Below are 21,634 nucleotides of genomic sequence, written 5' to 3'. Positions count from 1 at the left end.
GGTGCCGTTCGGTTGCCGGGCATTCTCCCATCTTCAGAACCTTCTGGTTTTTCATCCGCATTCAGTCAGTTAGCCTAAAATGGTTAGGTCGATAACGAAATTCAACTGAGAGCAGGGGAAAACACCATGCAAAATAAATTACTGATCGCTTCCGTTCTGGCTGCCACGACAATGTTCACCGTTGCGGGCTGTTCGTCTAATCAGGCCGTAAAAACCACCGATGGCAAAACCATTGTCACCGACGGCAAACCGCAGGTAGATGACGATACCGGTCTGGTGTCGTATAAAAACGCCGAAACCGGTCAAACCGAGCAGATCAACCGTGACCAGGTGAAATCCATGGGCGAGCTGGATAACTAATTCAGAATTCTGACGTAAGCCCGTCAATAATATTCACTATTAGCCTGTTGAATTACTGACTACACTCTTTTGTTAAAAGAAAGCAGTAACAACAGGCTAATCAATGATTCTGATAATTTATGCCCATCCTTATCCGCAGCACTCGCATGCGAATAAGCGGATGCTTGAGCAGGTAAGGACGCTTGATAACGTAGAGATACGTTCCCTCTATCAACTTTATCCCGATTTTAATATCGATATCGCCGCCGAACAGGAGGCGCTCTCCCGTGCCGATCTGATTATCTGGCAGCACCCCATGCAGTGGTACAGCACGCCCCCGCTGCTGAAACTGTGGATTGATAAAGTCTTCTCCCACGGCTGGGCGTATGGACACAACGGCCATGCGCTAAAAGGGAAAAGCCTGATGTGGGCGGTCACCACCGGCGGTGGTGAAAGCCATTTTGATATCGGTTCCTTCCCGGGTTTTGACGTCCTGGCGCAGCCGCTGCAGGCGACTGCGCTCTATTGCGGCCTGAACTGGCTCCCGCCTTTTGCGATGCACTGCACGTTTGTTTGCGACGATGAAACGCTGCAGGCGCAGGCTCGTCATTATAAACAACGCTTACTTGAGTGGCAGGAGACGCATCATGGATAGCCATACGCTGATACAGGCGCTGATTTACCTCGGCGCGGCGGCGCTGATTGTGCCCGTGGCGGTACGCCTGGGGCTGGGTTCGGTGCTCGGCTACCTGATTGCGGGCTGCGTCATTGGGCCGTGGGGCTTTCGGCTGGTCACGGATGCCGAGGCGATTCTCCATTTCGCTGAAATCGGCGTGGTGCTGATGCTGTTTGTGATTGGCCTGGAGCTCGACCCGCAGCGGCTGTGGAAGCTTCGCGCCTCGGTATTTGGCGGCGGGGCGCTGCAGATGGTGGCCTGCGGCCTGCTGCTGGGTGGGTTCTGCATCCTGTTGGGTATGGACTGGAAAGTGGCAGAGCTCATCGGCATGACGCTGGCGCTCTCCTCGACGGCGATTGCCATGCAGGCGATGAACGAGCGAAATCTGACGGTCTCCCAGATGGGACGCAGCGCGTTCTCGGTGCTGCTGTTCCAGGACATTGCCGCTATCCCGCTGGTGGCGATGATCCCGCTGCTGGCGGCCAGCGGTTCCTCTACCACGCTGGGCGCTTTCGCGCTGTCGGCGCTGAAGGTGGCGGGCGCGCTGGCGCTGGTGGTGCTCCTTGGCCGCTACGTGACCCGCCCGCTGCTGCGGTTTGTTGCCCGTTCTGGCCTGCGTGAAGTGTTCAGCGCCGTAGCGCTGTTCCTGGTGTTTGGCTTCGGTCTGCTGCTGGAGGAGGCCGGGCTGTCGATGGCGATGGGGGCGTTCCTCGCGGGCGTTCTGCTGGCGAGCTCTGAATACCGTCACGCGCTGGAAAGCGATATCGAGCCGTTCAAAGGACTGCTGCTGGGGCTGTTTTTCATCGGCGTCGGAATGTCCGTCGACTTCGGCACGCTGGTGACGCACCCGCTGCGGATCGTCATCCTGCTCGTCGGCTTCCTGGTCATTAAAATGGTGATGCTGTGGCTGGTTGCTCGCCCACTGAACGTGCCGGGCAGGCAGCGCCGCTGGTTCGCCGTGCTGCTGGGGCAGGGGAGTGAATTTGCGTTCGTGGTCTTTGGCGCCGCGCAGATGGCAAACGTGCTCGATCCCGAGTGGGCGAAGGCGCTGACGCTGGCGGTGGCACTGTCGATGGCGGCGACGCCGGTGCTGCTGGTGGTGCTGACGCACCTGGAAAAATCGGGCAGCGAGCAGGAGCGCGAGGCCGACGAGATCGACGAGGAGCAGCCGCGCGTCATCATCGCCGGATTTGGCCGCTACGGGCAGATCGTGGGTCGTTTACTGCTGTCGAGCGGGGTGAAAATGGTCATCCTCGATCACGATCCCGACCATGTCGATACCCTGCGTAAATTTGATATGAAGGTGTTTTACGGGGATGCGACCCGCGTCGATCTGCTGGAATCCGCCGGGGCGGCAAAAGCCGAGGTGTTAATTAACGCCATTGACGATCCGGAAACCAGCATGCAGATGGTGGAACTGGTAAAAGAGCATTTCCCGGCGCTGACTATTATCTCCCGCGCGCGTGATGTGGATCACTACATCCGGCTGCGACAGGCTGGCGTAGAGGCGCCTGAACGTGAAACGTTCGAAGGTGCGCTGAAGTCTGGCCGAGTGGCGCTGGAAAACCTGGGGCTCGGGGCGTATGAAGCGCGTGAGCGTGCAGACCTGTTCCGCCGCTTTAATACCGAGATGGTTGAAGAGATGGCGGCGATGGCCGGCAGTACGGCCACCGAGCGCGCGGCGGTGTTCAAACGCACCAGCGCGATGCTGACGGAAATCATTAACGAGGACCGTAACCACCTGTCGCTGATCCAGCGCCATGGCTGGCAGGGCACGGAAGAGGGCAAGCATACCGGCGATCCGGCTGACGAGCCCGAGAGTAAACCTTCCGCGTGAAGTGGAGTTGCCAGCAATATTAAAAAATTTCTTTATCTTTACCCTGCCGCCAGTCGACGAAAGATTAAGCTTTCCGTATAGTGGCGGCAATTTTTTGCATCCGGGAAATTTTCAATGATCAGTCTGATTGCAGCGCTGGCGGTGGACCGCGTTATCGGTATGGAAAATGCCATGCCGTGGAACCTGCCTGCCGATCTCGCATGGTTTAAACGTACTACGTTAAACAAGCCGGTAGTGATGGGCCGCCTGACCTGGGAGTCGATTGGTCGTCCATTGCCGGGCCGTAAGAATATCGTTATCAGCAGCCAGCCGGGCACTGACGATCGCGTCGAATGGGTAAAATCAGTAGACGAGGCGATTGCTGCATGCGGCAATGCCGAAGAGATCATGGTGATTGGCGGTGGGCGCGTGTACGAGCAGTTCCTGCCAAAAGCGCAGAAGCTGTATCTGACCCACATTGATGCAGAAGTGGAAGGGGATACCCATTTCCCGGACTACGATCCGGACGAGTGGGAATCGGTATTCAGCGAATTCCACGACGCGGATGCACAGAACTCCCACAGCTACTGCTTCGAGATTCTGGAACGTCGTTAAGTGATTTTCCCTCTCCCGGCCGGGAGAGGGAATAGCGTATCAGGAGGCGACTGCCTCGCCTTCTCCTAAGTCCAGCTGTCGGTTGGACGGCTGCACAAAGTAAGCTTTATCTTCCCAGCGTAAGCAGGTTAACTCTCCGCCCCAGCAGCATCCGGTATCCAGACCGTAAATCCCTTCCGGTGTGCCTTTTCCTTCCAGCGCAGCCCAGTGACCAAATACCACGCTGTACTCGCTTGTCACCGGCCCCGGAATGGCAAACCACGGTTTCAGCGGAGCGGGCGCACTTTCCGGCGTCTCTTTGGAATACATGTCCAGCTGTCCGTTCGGGAAGCAGAAGCGCATGCGGGTGAACGCGTTGGTGATAAAGCGCAGACGGGCCAGACCGCTGAGATCCTCGCTCCAGTGGTTCGGCATATCGCCGTACATGGCATCGAGGAAGAAAGGATACGAGTCGCTCGCCAGCACCGCCTCAACGTCACGCGCGCAGGTTTTCGCCGTCTCGAGATCCCATTGTGGCGTGATCCCGGCATGCGCCATGACCAGCTTTTTCTCTTCGTCGATCTGCAGTAGGGGCTGACGGCGCAGCCAGTTAATCAGATCGTCCGCGTCCGGCGCATCCAGCAGTGGGGTGAGGCGATCTTTAGGTTTGTTGCGGCTGATCCCGGCGAAAACCGCCAGCAGATGCAGATCGTGATTGCCCAGCACCATGCGGACGCTGTCGCCCAGCGATTTGACGAAACGTAATACTTCAAGGGAGCCGGGGCCACGCGCGACTAAATCGCCCGTCAGCCAGAGCGTGTCCTGTCCTGGCGTAAAGTCGACCTGTTTTAACAATGCGATCAGTTCATCGTAGCAACCGTGAACGTCGCCAATCAGATATGTAGACATTAGATTAATGAATGAGTGTGGTTACGGCGAGACGGAACACAGGAATGGCAACGCGGAAATCATTGCCATCGACGTCGACCATTTCATAATGGCCTTGCATAGTACCCATCGGCGTTTCAATCACCGCGCCGCTGGTGTACTGGTACTCTTCGCCAGGGGCGATGTGGGGCTGTTCACCGACCACACCTTCACCCTGAACTTCGATTTCGCGGCCATTGCCGTTGGTGATAAGCCAGTAGCGTCCGCGCAGCTGCACGGGCGTCCGCCCCAGATTGCGAATGGTCACGGTGTAAGCAAAGACAAAACGTTCTTCGTCCGGTGATGACTGTGATTCAACATAGACGCTTTGTACATGGACACATACGCGGGGCGAATCAATCATGGCTTAGCTCTCCTTCGGCGGCGCATTATCGCTGATGTAATTAGCCAGCTTGCAGTATTGCTCTACGGAAATGTTCTCCGCACGCATTGCCGGGTCGATTCCCAGTTCGGCTAACACCTCAACGGTAAAGGAATTGCTGAGGCTGTTACGGATCGTTTTACGACGCTGGTTAAAGGCTTCAGTGGTAATGCGGCTCAGTACACGCAGATCTTTAACCGGATACGGTTTCGTTTTGTGCGGTACAAGGCGCACAACCGCTGAATCCACTTTCGGTGGTGGTGTGAACGCTGACGGCGGTACTTCGAGTACCGGGATCACGTTGCAGTAATATTGTGCCATCACGCTTAAACGACCATACGCTTTACTGTTCGGGCCTGCAACCAGACGGTTAACAACCTCTTTTTGCAACATGAAGTGCATGTCGGCAATGGCATCAGTATAGCTAAAGAGGTGGAACATAAGCGGCGTGGAGATGTTGTACGGCAGGTTGCCGAAGACGCGCAGCGGCTGGCCCATTTTTTTCGACAGTTCGCCAAAGTTCATGGTCATGGCGTCCTGCTGATAGATGGTCAGCTTCGGCCCGAGGAACGGGTGCGTTTGCAGGCGTGCGGCCAGATCGCGGTCCAGTTCGATGACGGTCAGCTCGTCGAGGCGTTCGCCTACCGGCTCGGTCAGCGCGGCAAGGCCCGGGCCGATTTCGACCATCGCCTGACCTTTTTGCGGATTAATAGCCGAGACAATGCTTTCGATCACGAACTGATCGTTAAGGAAGTTTTGCCCGAAACGTTTACGGGCTAAGTGGCCCTGATGGACTCGATTAGTCATTGAGTATTAACAATCATTTTGATGGCGAGATTAAGCGCCGTAATAAAACTGCCGACATCCGCTTTCCCCTGGCCTGCCAGATCCAGCGCAGTACCGTGGTCAACGGACGTTCGAATAAAGGGTAAACCGAGGGTGATATTCACCCCGCGGCCAAAGCCCTGGTATTTTAGCACGGGCAGGCCCTGATCGTGGTACATCGCGAGCACGGCGTCGGCATTATCCAGGTATTTCGGCTGGAAAAGGGTATCTGCAGGCAGCGGCCCGCTGAGATTCATCCCCTTCGCCCGCATTTCGTTGAGTACCGGAATGATGGTGTCGATCTCTTCGGTGCCCATGTGCCCGCCTTCACCGGCGTGCGGATTCAGGCCGCAGACCAGCACGTGCGGCTGCGGGATCCCAAACTTTGTCTGCAGATCGTGATGCAAAATCCCGATGATTTCGCGCAGGAGATCAGGGGTGATCGCGTCAGGAATGGCTTTGATCGGCAGATGGGTGGTCACCAGCGCAACGCGCATTTCCTCCGTCGCCAGCATCATCACCACTTTCGGGCTACGTGAGCGCTCTTCGAAGAACTCCGTATGCCCGGTAAACGGTATACCCGCTTCGTTGATGACGCCTTTATGGACGGGACCGGTAATCAGGGCGGCAAATTCGCCCTTCAGGCAACCGTCGCAGGCGCGCGCCAGGGTTTCCACGACATAGTGGCCGTTTTCCGTGCTGAGTTGTCCCGGAATAACCGGTGTACGAAGCGGAACAGAAAGAAGGGTGAGTGTACCGGCTTGCTGGGGTGCAGGCTGTTGGCCTTCAACGTAAGGGATGAGTGTTAAAGGCAGACCGAGCAGCGTTGCCCGGTCTTGTAACAGTGTTGCATCGGCGCAGACAACCAGTTCTACCGGCCAGCTGCGCTGGGCGAGCTGGACAACGAGGTCAGGCCCAATCCCGGCGGGTTCGCCGGGCGTGATAACAACACGATGCTGTTTCATTAGTTGCTCAGAACTTTCACGTAAGCGCTGGCGCGTTGTTCCTGCATCCAGGTTGCTGCTTCTTCAGAGAACTTGCGGTTAAACAGCATACGGTAGGCTCTGTCTTTCTGTGCCGCATCCGTTTTATCAACGTTACGGGTGTCCATCAGCTCGATCAGATGCCAGCCGAATGAAGAGTGGACCGGCGCGCTGATCTGGCCTTTGTTCAGCTTCATCAACGCATCGCGGAAGGCAGGATCGTAGATATCCGCAGCCGCCCAGCCCAGATCGCCGCCCTGGTTAGCAGAGCCTGGATCCTGAGAGAACTCTTTTGCTGCTTTCGCAAATGAGGTTTTACCGCTCTTAATGTCAGCTGCGATCTGTTCCAGCTTCACACGCGCCTGATCGTCAGTCATGATCGGTGACGGTTTCAGAAGAATGTGGCGAGCGTGAACTTCGGTGACGGAGATATTTTGGCTCTGGCCGCGCAGATCGTTCACCTTCAGAATGTGGAAGCCCACGCCTGAACGGATAGGACCGACGATATCCCCTTTCTTCGCCGTGCTCAGCGCCTGGGCAAAGATGGATGGCAGCTCCTGAATACGGCCCCAGCCCATCTGGCCGCCTTTCAGCGCCTGTTGGTCAGCGGAGTAGGTGATTGCCAGCTTGCCAAAGTCGCCGCCGTTACGCGCCTGTTCAACAATAGAACGCGCCTGGCTTTCGGCTTCCGCAGCCTGATCGGACGTTGGGTTCTCTGGCAGTGGGATCAGAATGTGGCTCAGGTTCAGCTCTGTGCTCGCATCGTTCTGGTTACCCACCTGTTTTGCCAGCGCGTCGACTTCCTGAGGCAGGATGGTAACGCGGCGACGCACTTCGTTGTTACGCACTTCCGAAATCAGCATCTCTTTACGGATCTGGTTACGGTAGGTAGCGTAGCTGATGCCGTCATAGGCCAGGCGGCTGCGCATCTGGTCTAAAGACATATTGTTCTGCTTCGCGATGTTAGCGATCGCCTGATCGAGCTGCTCGTCAGTGACCTTCACACCCATTTTCTGCCCCATCTGCAGAACGATCTGATCCATGATCAGACGCTCCAGGATCTGGTGGCGCAGCGTGGCGTCATCCGGAAGCTGTTGACCGGCTTCGCCCGAATTGAGCTTCACCGATTTCATCAGACCGTCAACGTCACTTTCAAGCACGACGCCGTTGTTAACCACAGCAGCGACTTTATCAACAACCTGGGGGGCCGCGAAGCTGGTATTCGCAACCATAGCGACACCGAGCAGCAGCGTTTTCCAGTTCTTCATACTTTTTCCATTTCAATTAACCGCAAAGCGGATTACGTTGCAAATCAAGCACATTACAAGGCGCTACTGTACGGCAGAATATTCGAGCGCAGCATTTTCTGTGTACCCAGACCGTAGTTGGAACTCAGACCGCGTAACTCGAAGTTAAAGCCAATCACGTTATCGTATTTGCTCTGATTGTTTTGAGTATCCCAGCCGTTAAGCTTGCGTTCGTAGCCGACACGCAGCGCGTAACAGCAGGAGTTATATTGCAGACCCACCATCTGGTCAGCAGGTTTATTGGCGTTAGTGTCGAAGTAGTATGCGCCTACGATTGACCAGCGGTCGGCGATTGGCCAACTCGCTGCGCCACCCACCTGCGAGATACCGTCTTTATACTGTTCTGCACCAGCATATGATGGCAATGTTGCCTGAATATATTCCGGGCTGGCGTAACGATAAGTCAACTGCACCATACGGTCTTCATCGCGACGGTACTCAATAGCCGCACTACTTGTGGCAATATTATCGAGGCGAGTGTCATATTGCACACCACCGCGCAGACCCCAACGATCGGTCATACGCCAGTAAGTATCTCCCGCCCAGACCAGCGATCCCGTTTTGTTATCTTTCTCCCAGTTAATGTTGTCATCACCGGTGCGTGACTCGGTGAAATAGTAGATTTGACCAACAGAAACGTTAAAACGTTCAACGGCAGCATCATCATAAACACGTGTTGTGACGCCGGTCGTTAACTGGTTAGCAGACGCGATGCGGTCAAGACCGCCGTAAGTACGGTCACGGAACAGGCCGCTGTAGTCAGACTGCAGTAAAGAGGAGTCGTAGTTCTGGATTTTGCTCTGATCGCGATACGGCACGTACAAATACTGCATACGCGGTTCAAGCGTTTGGGTATAACCATCCGCCAGCAGAGCCATATCACGCTCGAAGATCAGCTTCCCGTCCATTTTGAACTGCGGAAGCGTTCGGTTGACCGACTCCTCAAGGTTGGCATTTCTACTGGCATTGTAATTATCGATATTTTTTTGCTGATAGTGAGTCGCCATCAGCTTGGCTTCGGTATTCAGGCTCGCCCAGTCGTTAGACCACGGCAGATTGATCGTCGGCTCAAGGTGAACACGCGTCGCTTCAGGCATGTCCGAATCCGTGTTAACGAAATGTACCGCCTGAGCGTAAACCCGGGTGTCGAATGGACCCAAGTCATTCTGATACCAGTTAACGTCCAGCTGTGGCTCTGCCCCATATGTAGGCGTGGACTGGTCAGAAAATACCTGGAATTGCTTGGTCGAGACGGTTGCGTCAAAGTTCTGTACCGCATAGCCTACGCTGAATTTCTGCGTGGCATAGCCATCGGTACTTGAGCCGTATTTGGACGAGAAGTCATTAAAATAAGACGAATCGCTAACTTTGGTGTAGTCAACATTAAAGCGCCATACCTGATCCATTACCCCGGCATGCTGCCAGTAGAATAACCAGCGGTGCTTGTCGCCTTCGGTCGGATGCTCGTCCTGGAAGACTTTATCGGACGGCAGATAATCCAGCTCCATCAGACCCGCACCGGCGTGGGTCAGATAGCGGAACTCGTTCTCCCACATGATGTTGCCGCGCTTGTGGATATAGTGCGGCGTGATCGTCGCATCCATGTTTGGCGCGATGTTCCAGTAATACGGCAGGTAGAACTCAAAGTAGTTCGACGTGCTGTACTTGGCATTCGGGATCAGGAAACCGGAGCGACGTTTGTCACCGACGGGAAGCTGCAGATAAGGGCTGTAGAATATGGGTACTGGACCCAGCTTAAAGCGGGCGTTCCAGATCTCTGCGACCTGTTCTTCGCGGTCATGGATAACCTCGCTCCCGACCACGCTCCAGGTATTTGAACCCGGCAGACATGATGTGAACGTACCGTTTTCCAGGATCGTATAGCGGTTTTCACCGCGCTGTTTCATCAGGTCAGCGTCGCCGCGCCCCTGGCGACCCACCATCTGGTAATCACCTTTCCAGACGTTAGTATCTTTAGTATTCAGGTTTGACCAGGCTTTCGGACCTTTCAGGATGACCTGATTGTCGTCATAGTGCACATTACCCAGCGCATCCACCGTTCGTACCGGCTCGGCCGCACCTTCCGGCTGCTTCTGGTGCAGCTGCACTTCGTCTGCCTGCAGGCGGCTATTGCCCTGGTTAATATCTACATTGCCCGTAAACGTGGCATTGTCAGGGTAAGTCCCTTTCGAACTGTCGGCAGTAATGGTTACCGGCAAGCTATTTGTATCGCCACTCACCAGTGGGCGATTATAACTTGGGACGCCAAGCATACACTGCGAGGCGAGATCGGCCGCCAGCCCCTGTTGACTGTACAGGGCGGAGCCAATCATTGTGGCCAGGAGGGTGGGGATACGTTTTTTCATACGTTGTATTTTATTGTTCCGTCATCAGTGGCTACGGCTTACAAACGCTCAGAGACTATCTTACTCATCTGCGCAGTACCAGCGTTAATCCTGCCCGTTTGCGTGCCAGAGTGTTAGGCTCGCTATCGAATGACGAGTATGATAAAGCAAATTATAGGCGATGTCCTTCAATTGACCGTGACTTGAACACAGTGATGATGACGTTGCGTCGGCCAGGAATATGACTATCCGGGGAGTATATGCAGTATTGGGGTAAAATAATCGGCGTTGCGTTCGCCATCATCATGGGTGCCGGGTTCTGGGGGATTGTGCTTGGGCTTATTATCGGCCATATGTTTGATAAGGCGCGCAGCCGCAAAATGGCCTGGTTTGCCAATCAGCGCGAGCGTCAGTCACTCTTTTTCTCCACCACCTTTGAGGTCATGGGGCACTTAACCAAATCCAAAGGGCGTGTCACAGAAGCCGATATTCAGATTGCCAGCGTTTTTATGGATCGCATGAACCTGCACGGCGACTCCCGTCTGGCAGCGCAAAATGCGTTTCGCATCGGTAAGTCGGATAATTATCCGCTTCGCGAAAAAATGCGTCAGTTCCGCAGCATCTGCTTTGGACGTTTTGATTTAATTCGGATGTTTCTGGAAATTCAAATCCAGGCGGCCTTCGCAGACGGCTCACTTCACCCTAACGAACGTGACGTGCTGTACGTCATTGCGGAAGAGCTGGGCATCTCCCGCATGCAGTTCGACCAGTTCCTGCGCATGATGCAGGGCGGGGCGCAGTTTGGCGGTGGCTATCATCAGCAGTCGTCCGGCGGTGCCTGGCAGCAGGCGCAGCGTGGTCCGACGCTGGAAGACGCCTGTAACGTGCTTGGCGTTAAGCCCTCTGACGATCAGACCACGATTAAACGTGCCTATCGCAAGCTCATGAGTGAACACCATCCGGACAAACTGGTCGCGAAAGGCTTACCGCCAGAAATGATGGAGATGGCGAAGCAAAAAGCGCAGGAAATCCAGAAGGCGTACGAGCTCATAAAAGAGAAGAAAGGTTTCAAATAAAAAAAGCCCGACGATGTCGGGCTTTTTTTTTAGAAGTCCACCGGGGCTTTAAACGTCATCGCGTTACCGAAGGCTGGATGGGTGATGGTGAGCGTCTGCGCGTGCAGCTGCAGACGTGGCGCTAAGGCCAGCGCTTCAGGCGGCGCGTAGAAGCGGTCGCCCAGAATCGGATGACCCAGAGCGAGCATATGCACGCGCAGCTGGTGCGAACGTCCGGTAATCGGCTTAAGCAGGACGCGCGCGGTATTATCCGGCGCGTACTCCAGCACTTCGTACTCGGTCTGCGCGGCCTTGCCGGTTTCGTAACACACCTTCTGCTTAGGCCGGTTCGGCCAGTCGCAGATCAGCGGTAAATCCACCAGGCCTTCCGCCTGCGCGGGGTGGCCCCAGACGCGGGCGACATACTGCTTTTTCGGCTCGCGCTCGCGGAACTGGCGCTTTAACTCGCGTTCCGCCGCTTTGTTCAGCGCTACCACAATCACGCCGCTGGTGGCCATATCCAGGCGATGGACAGACTCCGCCTGCGGATAATCGCGCTGAATGCGCGTCATCACGCTGTCTTTGTGCTCGTCCAGACGCCCCGGCACGGACAACAGGCCGCTGGGCTTGTTGACCACCATAATGTGTTCATCCTGATATAGAATGACCAGCCAGGGATCATGCGGCGGATTGTAAGGCTCCATCACCATCTTGCGCTCCGTTTACTGATGCGTCACAACGATAAGACGCAGGGCATCCAGATGCCAGCCAGCCTGATTCAGGCTTTCCAGCACCTGCTGACGGTTGCTTTCAATCGCCGCCAGCTCGTCGTCGCGGATGTTCGGGTTGACGGCTTTTAACGCCTCCAGACGGGACAGCTCCGCAGACAGTTTCTCGTCGGCTTCACTGCGCGCGGCGTCAATCAGCGCTCTGGCCGCTTTTTCAATCTGGGTTTCGCCCAGTTGCAGAATCGCGTGCACATCCTGCTGTACCGCGTTCACCAGCTTGCTGCCCGTATGGCGGTTTACCGCGCTCAGCTGTCGGTTGAAACTCTCGAATTCAACCTGTCCTGCCAGGTTAGTGCCGTTTTTGTCCAGCAGCAGGCGGACGGGCGTTGGCGGCAGGAAGCGGGTGAGCTGCAGCTGTTTCGGCGCCTGCGCTTCCACAACGTAAATCAGCTCCAGCAGCAGCGTTCCCACCGGCAGCGCCTTGTTTTTTAACAGGGAGATAGTGCTGCTGCCGGTATCGCCGGAGAGAATCAGGTCCAGCCCATTGCGGATCAGCGGGTGTTCCCAGGTGATGAACTGGGCATCTTCACGGGACAGCGCCACATCACGCTCGAAGGTGATGGTGCAGCCATCTTCCGGCAGGCCCGGGAAATCCGGAACCAGCATGTGATCGGACGGGGTCAGGACAATCAGGTTCTCGCCGCGATCGTCCTGGTTGATGCCGACGATGTCGAACAGGTTCATCGAGAAGCTGATCAGGCTGGTGTCGTCATCCTGCTCTTCGATGCTCTCTGCCAGCGCCTGCGCTTTCTCACCGCCGTTGGAATGGATCTCCAGCAGGCGATCGCGGCCCTGCTCCAACTGAGCTTTCAGCGCATCGTGCTTCTCACGGCAGGACTTGATCAGCTCATCAAACCCTTCTGTGTTTTCCGGCGCGGCCAGGTAGCCGATCAGATCGCCATGCACTTGATCATAAATGGTGCGGCCCGTCGGGCAGGTATGTTCAAACGCGTCCAGACCTTCGTGGAACCAGCGTACCAGCACGGACTGCGCGGTTTTTTCCAGATACGGCACGTGGATCTGAATATCATGCGCCTGACCGATACGATCCAGACGGCCGATACGCTGCTCCAGCAGATCCGGGTTAAACGGCAGATCGAACATCACCAGGTTGCTGGCGAACTGGAAGTTACGACCTTCAGATCCGATTTCCGAGCACAGCAGAACCTGTGCGCCGCTGTCCTCTTCCCCGAACCACGCCGCGGCGCGGTCGCGCTCGACGATGGACATGCCTTCGTGGAACACGGCGGCGCGAATGCCTTCACGCTCGCGCAGAACCTGTTCCAGCTGCAGCGCGGTGGCCGCTTTGGCGCAGATCACCAGCACTTTCTGGGAGCGGTGCGCGGTCAGGTAGCCCATCAGCCACTCCACGCGCGGGTCGAAGTTCCACCAGGTGCCGGTATCGCCTTCAAATTCCTGGTAGATTTGTTCCGGATAAAGCATGTCGCGGGCGCGCTCTTCCTGGGTTTTGCGCGCCCCCATAATGCCGGAGACTTTAATCGCCGTCTGATACTGCGTCGGCAGCGGCAGTTTAATCGTATGCAGCTCGCGTTTCGGGAAGCCTTTAACGCCGTTACGGGTGTTACGGAACAGCACGCGGCTGGTGCCGTGGCGGTCCATCAGCATGTCGATCAGCTCTTTACGCGCGGATTCCGCGTTGTCGCTGTCGCTGTTCGCAGCCTGCAAAAGCGGCTCGATATCCTGCTCGCCAATCAGATCGCTCAGGGTGTTGAGCTCGTCATCAGAAAGACGCTTGCCCGCCAGCAGCATGGCGACGGCATCCGCGACCGGACGGTAGTTATTTTGTTCTTCCACGAACTGCGCAAAGTCGTGGAAACGGTTTGGATCGAGCAGGCGCAAGCGGGCGAAGTGGCTTTCCAGACCCAGCTGCTCCGGCGTTGCGGTCAGCAGCAGAACGCCAGGCACGCGCTCGGCAAGCTGCTCGATAGCCATGTATTCGCGGCTCGGCGCGTCTTCGCTCCAGACCAAATGGTGCGCCTCGTCAACAACCATAATGTCCCACTCGGCATCGCACAGGTGCTCAAGACGCTGCTTGCTGCGGCGCACGAAGTCCAGAGAGCAAATGACCAGCTGTTCGGTTTCAAACGGGTTGTCGGCATCGTGCTGCGCTTCGGCATAGCGTTCATCGTCGAACAGGGAGAAACGCAGGTTAAAGCGGCGCAGCATTTCAACCAGCCACTGGTGCTGCAGAGTTTCTGGCACCACGATCAGCACGCGCTCTGCAGCGCCGGAAAGCAGCTGTTGATGCAGGATCATGCCCGCTTCGATGGTTTTACCCAGGCCCACTTCATCTGCCAGCAGCACGCGCGGCGCGTGGCGACGGCCCACGTCGTGGGCGATGTTCAGCTGGTGGGGGATCAGGCTGGTGCGCTGGCCGCGCAGGCCGCTCCACGGCATGCGGTACTGTTCACTCTGGAACTTACGCGCGCGATAGCGCAGGGAGAAGCGATCCATACGGTCGATTTGCCCGGCAAACAGGCGGTCCTGCGGCTTACTGAACACCAGTTTGCTGTCGAGCAGCACTTCGCGCAGGACGACATTGGTCTCGTCGGTGTCCAGACGAGTCCCGATGTAGGCGAGCAGTCCATTCTCTTCTTTTACGTCTTCAATCTTGAGCTGCCAGCCGTCATGGCTGGTCACGGTGTCACCCGGATTAAACATCACGCGGGTTACAGGGGAGTCATTGCGAGCGTACAGACGGTTTTCACCGGTGGCAGGGAAGAGGAGGGTAACCATACGCGTATCGATAGCTACGACGGTTCCTAATCCAAGTTCGCTTTCTGTATCGCTGATCCAGCGTTGACCAAGTGTAAAAGGCATAGTTGTTCGGCTCTAATCTTTAATTGCAGGCAATAGTTCGACTACCGTCAAAAAAGACGGTCATCGAAAAATGGGTCCGGGAATGGAAAGGGCGCTATGGTACTGGATGGCAGCCATTTCGTCACGCGTCAAAATAGGCCAAGTTGCCCTGTCACTAGTGTAGCAAAATCATCGTCGATGAAGGGCAAAATTCCGTCGGCAACCGGCTGAAGCTGACGCGTCAGATAGTGTTCGTAATCCAGAGGAGAATGCTGATAATCCACGGGTTCCGGGCCGCTAGTGGTCCAGACGTATTTAATGGTTCCCCGGTTTTGATATTGCGGCGCGCGGCCACGGCGGACGTTTTCTTCATCCGCCAGACGCGCGGCGCGTACGTGCGGAGGAACGTTGCGCTGGTACTCCGCCAGCGGGCGGCGCAGGCGCTTGCGGTATACCAGCTGCGCGTCAAGTTCGCCCGCCATCAGGCTGGCTATCGTCTCGCGCACGTAGTCCTGATACGGCTCATTGCGAAACACCCGCAGATAGAGCGTCTGCTGGAACTGCTGCGCCAGCGGCGTCCAGTCGGTACGTACCGTCTCCAGCCCTTTAAACACCATCCGCTGCGCGTCACCTTCCTGAATCAGCCCGGCGTAGCGCTTTTTGCTGCCCTGATCGGTGCCGCGGATGGTGGGCATTAAAAAGCGGGCGAAATGGGTTTCAAATTCCAGCTCCAGCGCGCTGGTTAACCGCTCTTTCTGCAAATGTTCCTGCCACCAGTCGTTCACGAAGGCGACCAGCGCTTTGCCGATTTGCGCGGCGTCGTCTTCAGAGTGCGCGCCCTTAAGCCACACAAAGGTGGAGTCCGTGTCGCCGTAGATGACGTCATAGCCCCGGGACTCAATCAGCGCTTTGGTCTGGCGCATGATCTCGTGCCCGCGCATGGTGATCGAGGAGGCCAGACGCGGATCAAAGAAGCGGCAGGCGCTGGTGCCCAGCACGCCGTAAAAAGCATTCATAATGATTTTTAGCGCCTGAGAAAGGGGCTTGTTGCCGTGGCGCTTGGCCTCATCGCGGCCGTGCCAGATGTTTCCCACGATTTCAGGCAGGCAGTGTTTTTCCCGCGAGAAGCGTGCGCCGAGGAAGCCTTCGGTGCTGTGCTCATCATCAGGCTGGGCCAGGCCTTCCACCAGCCCGACGGGGTCGATCAGGAAGGTGCGGATAATCGACGGGTAGAGGCTTTTGTAATCCAGTACCAGAACGGAGTCATACAATCCTGGCCGGGAGTCCATCACATACCCGCCGGGACTTGCCTGCGGCGGCACGTCCCCGAGGTTGGGGGCGACGTATCCTGCCCGATGCATCCGCGGAAAATAGAGGTGGCTAAAGGCCGCTACGGAGCCGCCGTGTCTGTCGACGGCCAGGCCGTTTACCGTCGCGCGCTCCAGCAGGAACGGCATAATCTCGGTTTTGTGGAAGATCTGCGTGACCAGCTCGCAGTCTTTCATGTTATAGGTGGCGAGCGCGGGTTTGTCTTCGTTAAAGCGCCGGTCAATTTCGTCCATTCTGTCCCAGGGGTTGTCGATGGATTTGCCTTCGCCAAGCAGCTCCTGCGCGACGGCTTCCAGGGAGAATGAAGAGAAGTTCCAGAAGGCGGATTTTAGCGCCTCGATGCCGTCGATAATCAGGCGACCGTTAGCCTGCGCGAAGAAAACGCCGTTCTTAAAACCGTGTTCGCGCCATTCCAGCTCGCTGTTTCCGCGCCCCAGCATCAGCGGGATGCGGTAGCGCTCGGCGTGCTTTTGCAGCACGCGCAGGTCAAACTGCACCACGTTCCAGCCGATCAGGACGTCGGGGTCGTTGTCGGCAAACCACTGGTTAAGCTTCTCCAGCAGCTGCGGGCGGCTGTTGACGTACTCAAGCCGGAAATCCAGCGCGGAGGCATCGCCATTCGGCGGCCCGAGCATATAGACAACCCGATCGCCGCAGCCTTCCAGACCGATGCAGTACAGTTCGCCGTGGCGGGTGGTTTCAATATCCAGTGAGACCCACTTCAGCGGCGGGCGGTAGTGCGGATTGGGCTTCAGGCGCGCGTTAACGAGGCTGCCGCTATGATCGGTGCCGTCGACCCAGACGGGGGCGGTAATAAACCGCTCCATCAGAAAGCGTTCCGGTGGGCGAATATCCGCCTCGTAGAGCGTCACGCCCGCCTCGCGGAGCAGCTTTTCATAGCGCATCAGCTGACGATGGGCGCGACAGTAGAGGCCGTAAACCGGCTGACGGTGGAAATCTTTCAGCTCAAGCGGAGTGATGCGCCAGCCGTTTTCGCCGCGCAGCAGCTGCTTCACCTTCTCGACGTGGGCTTCAGGAATAAAGGCAACGGATTCCTGCGGCGGCAGCGTAACGTGTAGCGGACCGTTGTCGGTTGCCAGCCAGAACGCGACCTCGGTGCCCTGAGGGGTATCCCGCCAGTGTCGGGTCAGTAAAAAACCTTCTTGCGCCTGCGCCACGCCGTTATCCCAGAAAACAAAACCAGGCCTGATTATAGCCTGGTTAAGGTTGTTTTGCTGGGGTTTTATACAGTGTCTGTTTTGCCAGATAGCGCTGCGCTTGTCCAGCCTGCAAGCTACTGCCCGTAATAGGCCTTCGCGCCGTGCTTGCGCAGGTAATGCTTTTCCAGCAGGGTTTGCTGCATATCCGGCAGCTGCGGCGCCAGCTGGCGACAGAAGATCCCCATATAGGCGACCTCTTCGAGCACGATGGCGTTATGCACCGCGTCTTCTGCGTTTTTACCCCAGGCAAACGGGCCGTGGGAGTGCACCAGCACGCCGGGCATCTGCGCCGCGTCGATACCCTGTTTTTCGAAGGTTTCAACAATCACGTTACCCGTTTCCCACTCGTACTCACCGCCGATCTCCGCATCGGTCATCAGACGCGTGCAGGGAATGGTGCCGTAAAAGTAGTCCGCGTGGGTGGTGCCGGTCGCCGGGATGGACTGGCCCGCCTGCGCCCAGATGGTGGCGTGGCGCGAATGGGTATGCACGATGCCGCCGATGCTCGGGAATGAGCGGTACAGCAGGCGGTGAGTCGGCGTATCGGAGGACGGTTTTTTCTTACCTTCGACCACTTCGCCGGTCTCGAGGCTGACAACGACCATATCGTCTGCGGTCATCACCGTGTAATCCACGCCGGAAGGCTTAATCACCAACACGCCTTTTTCGCGGTCAACGGCGCTGACGTTGCCCCAGGTCAGGGTGACCAGATTATGTTTCGGCAGCGCCAGGTTGGCTTCGAGCACCTGACGTTTGAGATCGTCTAACATTGTTGTCTCCCTGCCCGGTGAGCGTAGCGTCACCGGGCATTCCGTACTTAGCGTTTTGAACCGTAATAGACTTCGTTCCAGCGCAGCGCGTCTTTAAAGGCGGGCAGGCGGGTATCGTTATCAATCACGGTCAGCTCGATATCGTGCAGCTCGGCGAACTGACGCATGTCGTTCAGATCAAGGGCGTGGCTGAACACCGTGTGGTGCGCGCCGCCGGCCAGGATCCATGCCTCAGAGGCGGTTGGCAGATCAGGCTGCGCTTTCCACAGGGCGTTGGCGACCGGCAGTTTCGGCAGAGAGTGCGGCGTTTCAACCGCATCGACGCAGTTCACCAGCAGGCGGAAGCGATCGCCCAGGTCGATCAGGCTGGCGTTGATGGCCGGGCCCGTACGGGTGTTGAAGATCAGGCGCGCCGGATCGGCTTTACCGCCGATGCCGAGGTACTGCACGTCGAGGATCGGTTTCTCTTCCACGGCGATCGTCGGGCACACTTCCAGCATGTGCGAGCCGAGCACCAGGTCGTTGCCGTTTTCGAAGTGATAGGTGTAGTCCTCCATAAAGGAGGTGCCGCCCTGCAGACCGGTCGACATCACCTTCATGATGCGAAGCAGAGCGGCAGTTTTCCAGTCGCCTTCGCCCGCAAAGCCGTAGCCCTGCTGCATCAGACGTTGTACCGCCAGGCCCGGCAGCTGTTTCAGGCCGTGGAGGTCTTCAAAGGTAGTGGTAAAGGCGTGGAAGCCGCCCTGTTCCAGGAAGCGCTTCATGCCCAGCTCGATGCGCGCCGCGTCCAGCACGTTCTGACGCTTGTCGCCGTTGATTTGTGCCGCAGGCGTCAGGCGGTAGCTGCTTTCGTACTCGTCCACCAGCGCGCTCACGTCGCCGTCGCTGATTTCATTCACCACCTGCACCAGGTCGCCCACGGCCCAGGTATTTACGGAGAAGCCGAACTTGATCTGCGCGGCCACTTTGTCGCCGTCGGTGACCGCCACTTCACGCATGTTGTCGCCGAAACGCACTACTTTCAGATGGCGGGTATCCTGTTTGGATACTGCCTGGCGCATCCAGGAGCCGATACGCTGTTGCGCTTTGCCATCCTGCCAGTGGCCGGTGACCACCGCGTGCTGCTGGCGCATACGCGCGCCGATGAAGCCGAACTCGCGGCCGCCGTGCGCGGTCTGGTTCAGGTTCATAAAGTCCATGTCGATGCTGTCCCACGGCAGGGAGGCGTTGAACTGGGTATGGAACTGCAGCAGCGGCTTGTTGAGGATAGACAGGCCGTTAATCCACATTTTAGCGGGTGAGAAGGTGTGCAGCCACACCACCAGACCGGCGCATTTATCGTCGTAGTTGGCGTCGCGGCAGATGTGGGTAATTTCATCCGGCGTGGTGCCCAGCGGTTTCAGCACCAGTTTGCACGGCAGTTTAGCTTCCGCATTCAGCGCGTTAACGACGTGCTCCGCGTGTTTCGTCACCTGCTGCAGCGCTTCCGGTCCGTACAGATGCTGGCTGCCAATCACAAACCACACTTCATAGTTATTAAAAATGGTCATCATCGTGTCCTTAATGGGTCAGGGTTGCCGTAGTGTCCGCGGTGCTTTTGGCCGGGGCGGCGACAGGGAGATAGTGAAGTTCGGCGCTTTTTGCCCATTGCTGGTAGCGCTGATAAAGCTGTTCAAAGCGCTGTGCCTGTTGGGTGCGCGGCTGGAGCGTGTTTTCGACGGCGCTCGCCATATGCTGCTGTGCGGTCGGGATGTCGGCATGGACGCCCGCGGCCACGGCGGCGAAAATCGCCGCGCCCAGCGCGCAGCACTGATCGGAGGCCACAATCTGCAGCGGACGGTTCAGCACGTCGCAGCAGGCCTGCATGATCACCGGGTTTTTACGGGCGATGCCGCCCAGCGCCATCACGTTGTTCACGTCGATGCCCTGCCCGGTGAAGCACTCCATAATGGCGCGGGCACCGAAGGCCGTTGCGGCAATCAGACCGCCGAACAGCGCGGGCGCGTCGGTCGCCAGGTTGAGATCGGTGATCACTCCTTTCAGTCGCTGGTTGGCAAACGGCGTGCGGCGGCCGTTAAACCAGTCCAGCACCACCGGCAGGTGATCGAGAGACGGATTTTTTGCCCAGGCGTCGGTGAGCTGCGGCAGGAGCTGCTTTTTGCTCTCTGCTATCTGTGTTTTCAGTTCAGGATGCGCCGCCGCCAGCTGGTCCAGCGGCCAGCCGAGCACGCGGCCAAACCAGGCATAGATATCGCCAAACGCGGACTGACCGGCTTCCAGACCGATAAAGTCCGGCACCACGCTGCCGTCAACCTGGCCGCAGATGCCTTTCACCGCGCGGTCGCCGACGGTGCCTTTATCCGCCGTCAGGATGTCGCAGGTGGAGGTTCCGATGACTTTGACCAGCGTGTTTGGCTGTGCGCCCGCACCCACGGCGCCCATATGGCAGTCAAAGGCGCCGCCGGAGATGGCCACGTTCTGAGGCAGGCCGAGGCGCGTCGCCCACTCTTCGCAGAGGGTGCCGACCGGAATATCAGCGGTGAAGGTGTCGGTAAACAGCGGGTACGTCAGGCTCTTGTTGATGATCGGATCGAGCTCGTCGAAGAACGTGGCCGGAGGCAGACCGCCCCAGCTTTCGTGCCACAGGGATTTATGCCCGGCGCTGCAGCGGCCGCGGCGGATATCCTGCGGGCGAGTGGTGCCGGAGAGCAGGGCAGGCACCCAGTCGCACAGCTCAACCCATGACGCCGCAGCCTGCGCAACGGCTGCGTCGGCCCGAGTGACGTGAAGGATCTTGGCCCAGAACCATTCGCTGGAATAAATCCCGCCGATGTAGCGCGAGTAGTCTGTCTTGCCCGGCTGATGGCACAGGCGCGTAATGGCTTCAGCCTCTTCTACGGCGGTGTGGTCTTTCCACAGCACAAACATGGCGTTCGGGTTGTCGGCAAACTCCGGGCGCAGCGCCAGCACGCGGCCTTCGGCATCCACAGGGGCCGGCGTGGAGCCGGTGCTGTCGACGCCAATCCCGACAATTTCAGACCGCTGGGCGTCGGTCAGTTCGGCCAGGACGGTTTTGATCGCCGCTTCCATCGACTCGATATAGTCACGCGGGTGGTGACGGAACTGGTTGTTAGGCGCATCGCAGTAGCGCCCCTCTTGCCAGCGCGGATACCACTCAACGCTGGTTGCTATCTCCTGGCCGGACGTACAGTCCACTGCCAGCGCGCGAACTGAATCGCTGCCAAAATCGAGGCCAATCGCAATTGCCATGGTGTTGCTCCATCGAAAAAACAGGTATGGAAGAACATTAGAGACTGGGGAAAAAAGTCGTCAGGCAGGATCCGCTAATCTTATGGACTAAATTGCTGTTACGACGGAAAGTGTGACGCCGTGCAAATATTCAATGTGGACATTTCTGCCGCACTTATAGACACTTTTGTTACTGGTTATCTGTCTGC

General features: G+C 57.4%; 17 protein-coding genes. 5 read left to right on the top strand and 12 right to left on the bottom strand.

All coding sequences use genetic code 11. The features are described 5' to 3' along the window. Nucleotides 1-126 precede the first annotated feature (126 nt). From SPG90_RS16215 to folA, 4 genes are all read left to right on the top strand, one after another. Nucleotides 127-360, top strand: a complete 234-nt coding sequence (locus SPG90_RS16215; RefSeq protein WP_023310357.1) for a YgdI/YgdR family lipoprotein — start codon at nucleotides 127-129, stop codon at nucleotides 358-360. A gap of 103 nt (nucleotides 361-463) precedes the next feature. Further along, on the top strand, nucleotides 464-994 hold the full coding sequence (gene kefF, locus SPG90_RS16210; protein ID WP_047173708.1) for a glutathione-regulated potassium-efflux system oxidoreductase KefF: 531 nt from the start codon (nucleotides 464-466) through the stop codon (nucleotides 992-994). Beyond that, nucleotides 987-2,852: a glutathione-regulated potassium-efflux system protein KefC gene (kefC, locus tag SPG90_RS16205; protein WP_126303587.1), complete on the top strand. Its 1,866-nt coding sequence runs from the start codon at nucleotides 987-989 to the stop codon at nucleotides 2,850-2,852. The genes kefF and kefC overlap by 8 nt, the downstream gene beginning before the upstream one ends. 114 nt (nucleotides 2,853-2,966) lie before the next feature. Next, nucleotides 2,967-3,446 (top strand): type 3 dihydrofolate reductase, encoded by a 480-nt coding sequence (folA, locus tag SPG90_RS16200; RefSeq protein WP_008502023.1) that lies wholly within the window; start codon nucleotides 2,967-2,969, stop codon nucleotides 3,444-3,446. A gap of 39 nt (nucleotides 3,447-3,485) precedes the next feature. Here the strand turns inward: folA and apaH are convergent, their stop codons facing one another. The 6 genes from apaH to lptD are packed head-to-tail and all read right to left on the bottom strand — an operon-like array spanning nucleotide 3,486 to nucleotide 10,215. Continuing rightward, a complete protein-coding gene (gene apaH / locus SPG90_RS16195; RefSeq protein WP_032649852.1) occupies nucleotides 3,486-4,334 on the bottom strand; it encodes a bis(5'-nucleosyl)-tetraphosphatase (symmetrical) ApaH in 849 nt (282 codons plus the stop codon). A gap of 4 nt (nucleotides 4,335-4,338) precedes the next feature. Then, complete coding sequence (apaG, locus tag SPG90_RS16190; protein ID WP_008502021.1) at nucleotides 4,339-4,716, bottom strand: Co2+/Mg2+ efflux protein ApaG; 378 nt, start codon at nucleotides 4,714-4,716, stop codon at nucleotides 4,339-4,341. Between the two features lie 3 nt (nucleotides 4,717-4,719). After that, the gene (gene rsmA / locus SPG90_RS16185; RefSeq protein ID WP_126303586.1) at nucleotides 4,720-5,541 is read right to left on the bottom strand and encodes a 16S rRNA (adenine(1518)-N(6)/adenine(1519)-N(6))-dimethyltransferase RsmA; all 822 of its coding nucleotides are present in this window, start codon (nucleotides 5,539-5,541) and stop codon (nucleotides 4,720-4,722) included. Next, nucleotides 5,538-6,524, bottom strand: coding sequence for a 4-hydroxythreonine-4-phosphate dehydrogenase PdxA (gene pdxA, locus SPG90_RS16180; protein ID WP_126303585.1), 987 nt, complete (start codon nucleotides 6,522-6,524; stop codon nucleotides 5,538-5,540). Before pdxA ends, rsmA begins: the two co-directional genes overlap by 4 nt. Next, entirely contained in the window at nucleotides 6,524-7,810 is a 1,287-nt protein-coding gene (surA, locus tag SPG90_RS16175) for a peptidylprolyl isomerase SurA (protein ID WP_023310364.1), read from the bottom strand. The genes pdxA and surA overlap by 1 nt, the downstream gene beginning before the upstream one ends. A gap of 53 nt (nucleotides 7,811-7,863) precedes the next feature. After that, nucleotides 7,864-10,215 (bottom strand): LPS assembly protein LptD, encoded by a 2,352-nt coding sequence (lptD, locus tag SPG90_RS16170; RefSeq protein WP_126303584.1) that lies wholly within the window; start codon nucleotides 10,213-10,215, stop codon nucleotides 7,864-7,866. 239 nt (nucleotides 10,216-10,454) lie between these two features. Between lptD and djlA the strand changes: the two genes are divergently transcribed. After that, entirely contained in the window at nucleotides 10,455-11,270 is an 816-nt protein-coding gene (gene djlA, locus SPG90_RS16165; RefSeq protein WP_023310366.1) for a co-chaperone DjlA, read from the top strand. Nucleotides 11,271-11,299: 29 nt separating this feature from the next. On the opposite strand, the gene rluA is transcribed toward djlA, so the two are convergent. The 6 genes from rluA to araB form a co-directional block, all read right to left on the bottom strand. Then, on the bottom strand, nucleotides 11,300-11,959 hold the full coding sequence (gene rluA / locus SPG90_RS16160) for a bifunctional tRNA pseudouridine(32) synthase/23S rRNA pseudouridine(746) synthase RluA (RefSeq protein WP_059445781.1): 660 nt from the start codon (nucleotides 11,957-11,959) through the stop codon (nucleotides 11,300-11,302). Between the two features lie 12 nt (nucleotides 11,960-11,971). Next, a complete protein-coding gene (gene rapA, locus SPG90_RS16155; RefSeq protein ID WP_248196617.1) occupies nucleotides 11,972-14,878 on the bottom strand; it encodes an RNA polymerase-associated protein RapA in 2,907 nt (968 codons plus the stop codon). A 128-nt stretch (nucleotides 14,879-15,006) separates the two neighbouring features. Beyond that, nucleotides 15,007-17,364 (bottom strand): DNA polymerase II, encoded by a 2,358-nt coding sequence (polB, locus tag SPG90_RS16150; protein WP_322408234.1) that lies wholly within the window; start codon nucleotides 17,362-17,364, stop codon nucleotides 15,007-15,009. A gap of 116 nt (nucleotides 17,365-17,480) precedes the next feature. After that, a complete protein-coding gene (gene araD / locus SPG90_RS16145) occupies nucleotides 17,481-18,176 on the bottom strand; it encodes an L-ribulose-5-phosphate 4-epimerase (RefSeq protein ID WP_045400984.1) in 696 nt (231 codons plus the stop codon). Between the two features lie 47 nt (nucleotides 18,177-18,223). Beyond that, a complete protein-coding gene (araA, locus tag SPG90_RS16140) occupies nucleotides 18,224-19,726 on the bottom strand; it encodes an L-arabinose isomerase (protein ID WP_023310371.1) in 1,503 nt (500 codons plus the stop codon). A gap of 10 nt (nucleotides 19,727-19,736) precedes the next feature. After that, complete coding sequence (gene araB / locus SPG90_RS16135; protein ID WP_163354393.1) at nucleotides 19,737-21,446, bottom strand: ribulokinase; 1,710 nt, start codon at nucleotides 21,444-21,446, stop codon at nucleotides 19,737-19,739. Between the last annotated feature and the right edge of the window lie 188 nt (nucleotides 21,447-21,634).

Source organism: Enterobacter sp. D2 (assembly GCF_034427575.1).
GTDB lineage: Bacteria > Pseudomonadota > Gammaproteobacteria > Enterobacterales > Enterobacteriaceae > Enterobacter > Enterobacter cloacae_M.
The sequence above is the reverse complement of the archived record's forward strand: the minus strand, read 5'-3'. Positions and strand labels throughout refer to the sequence as shown.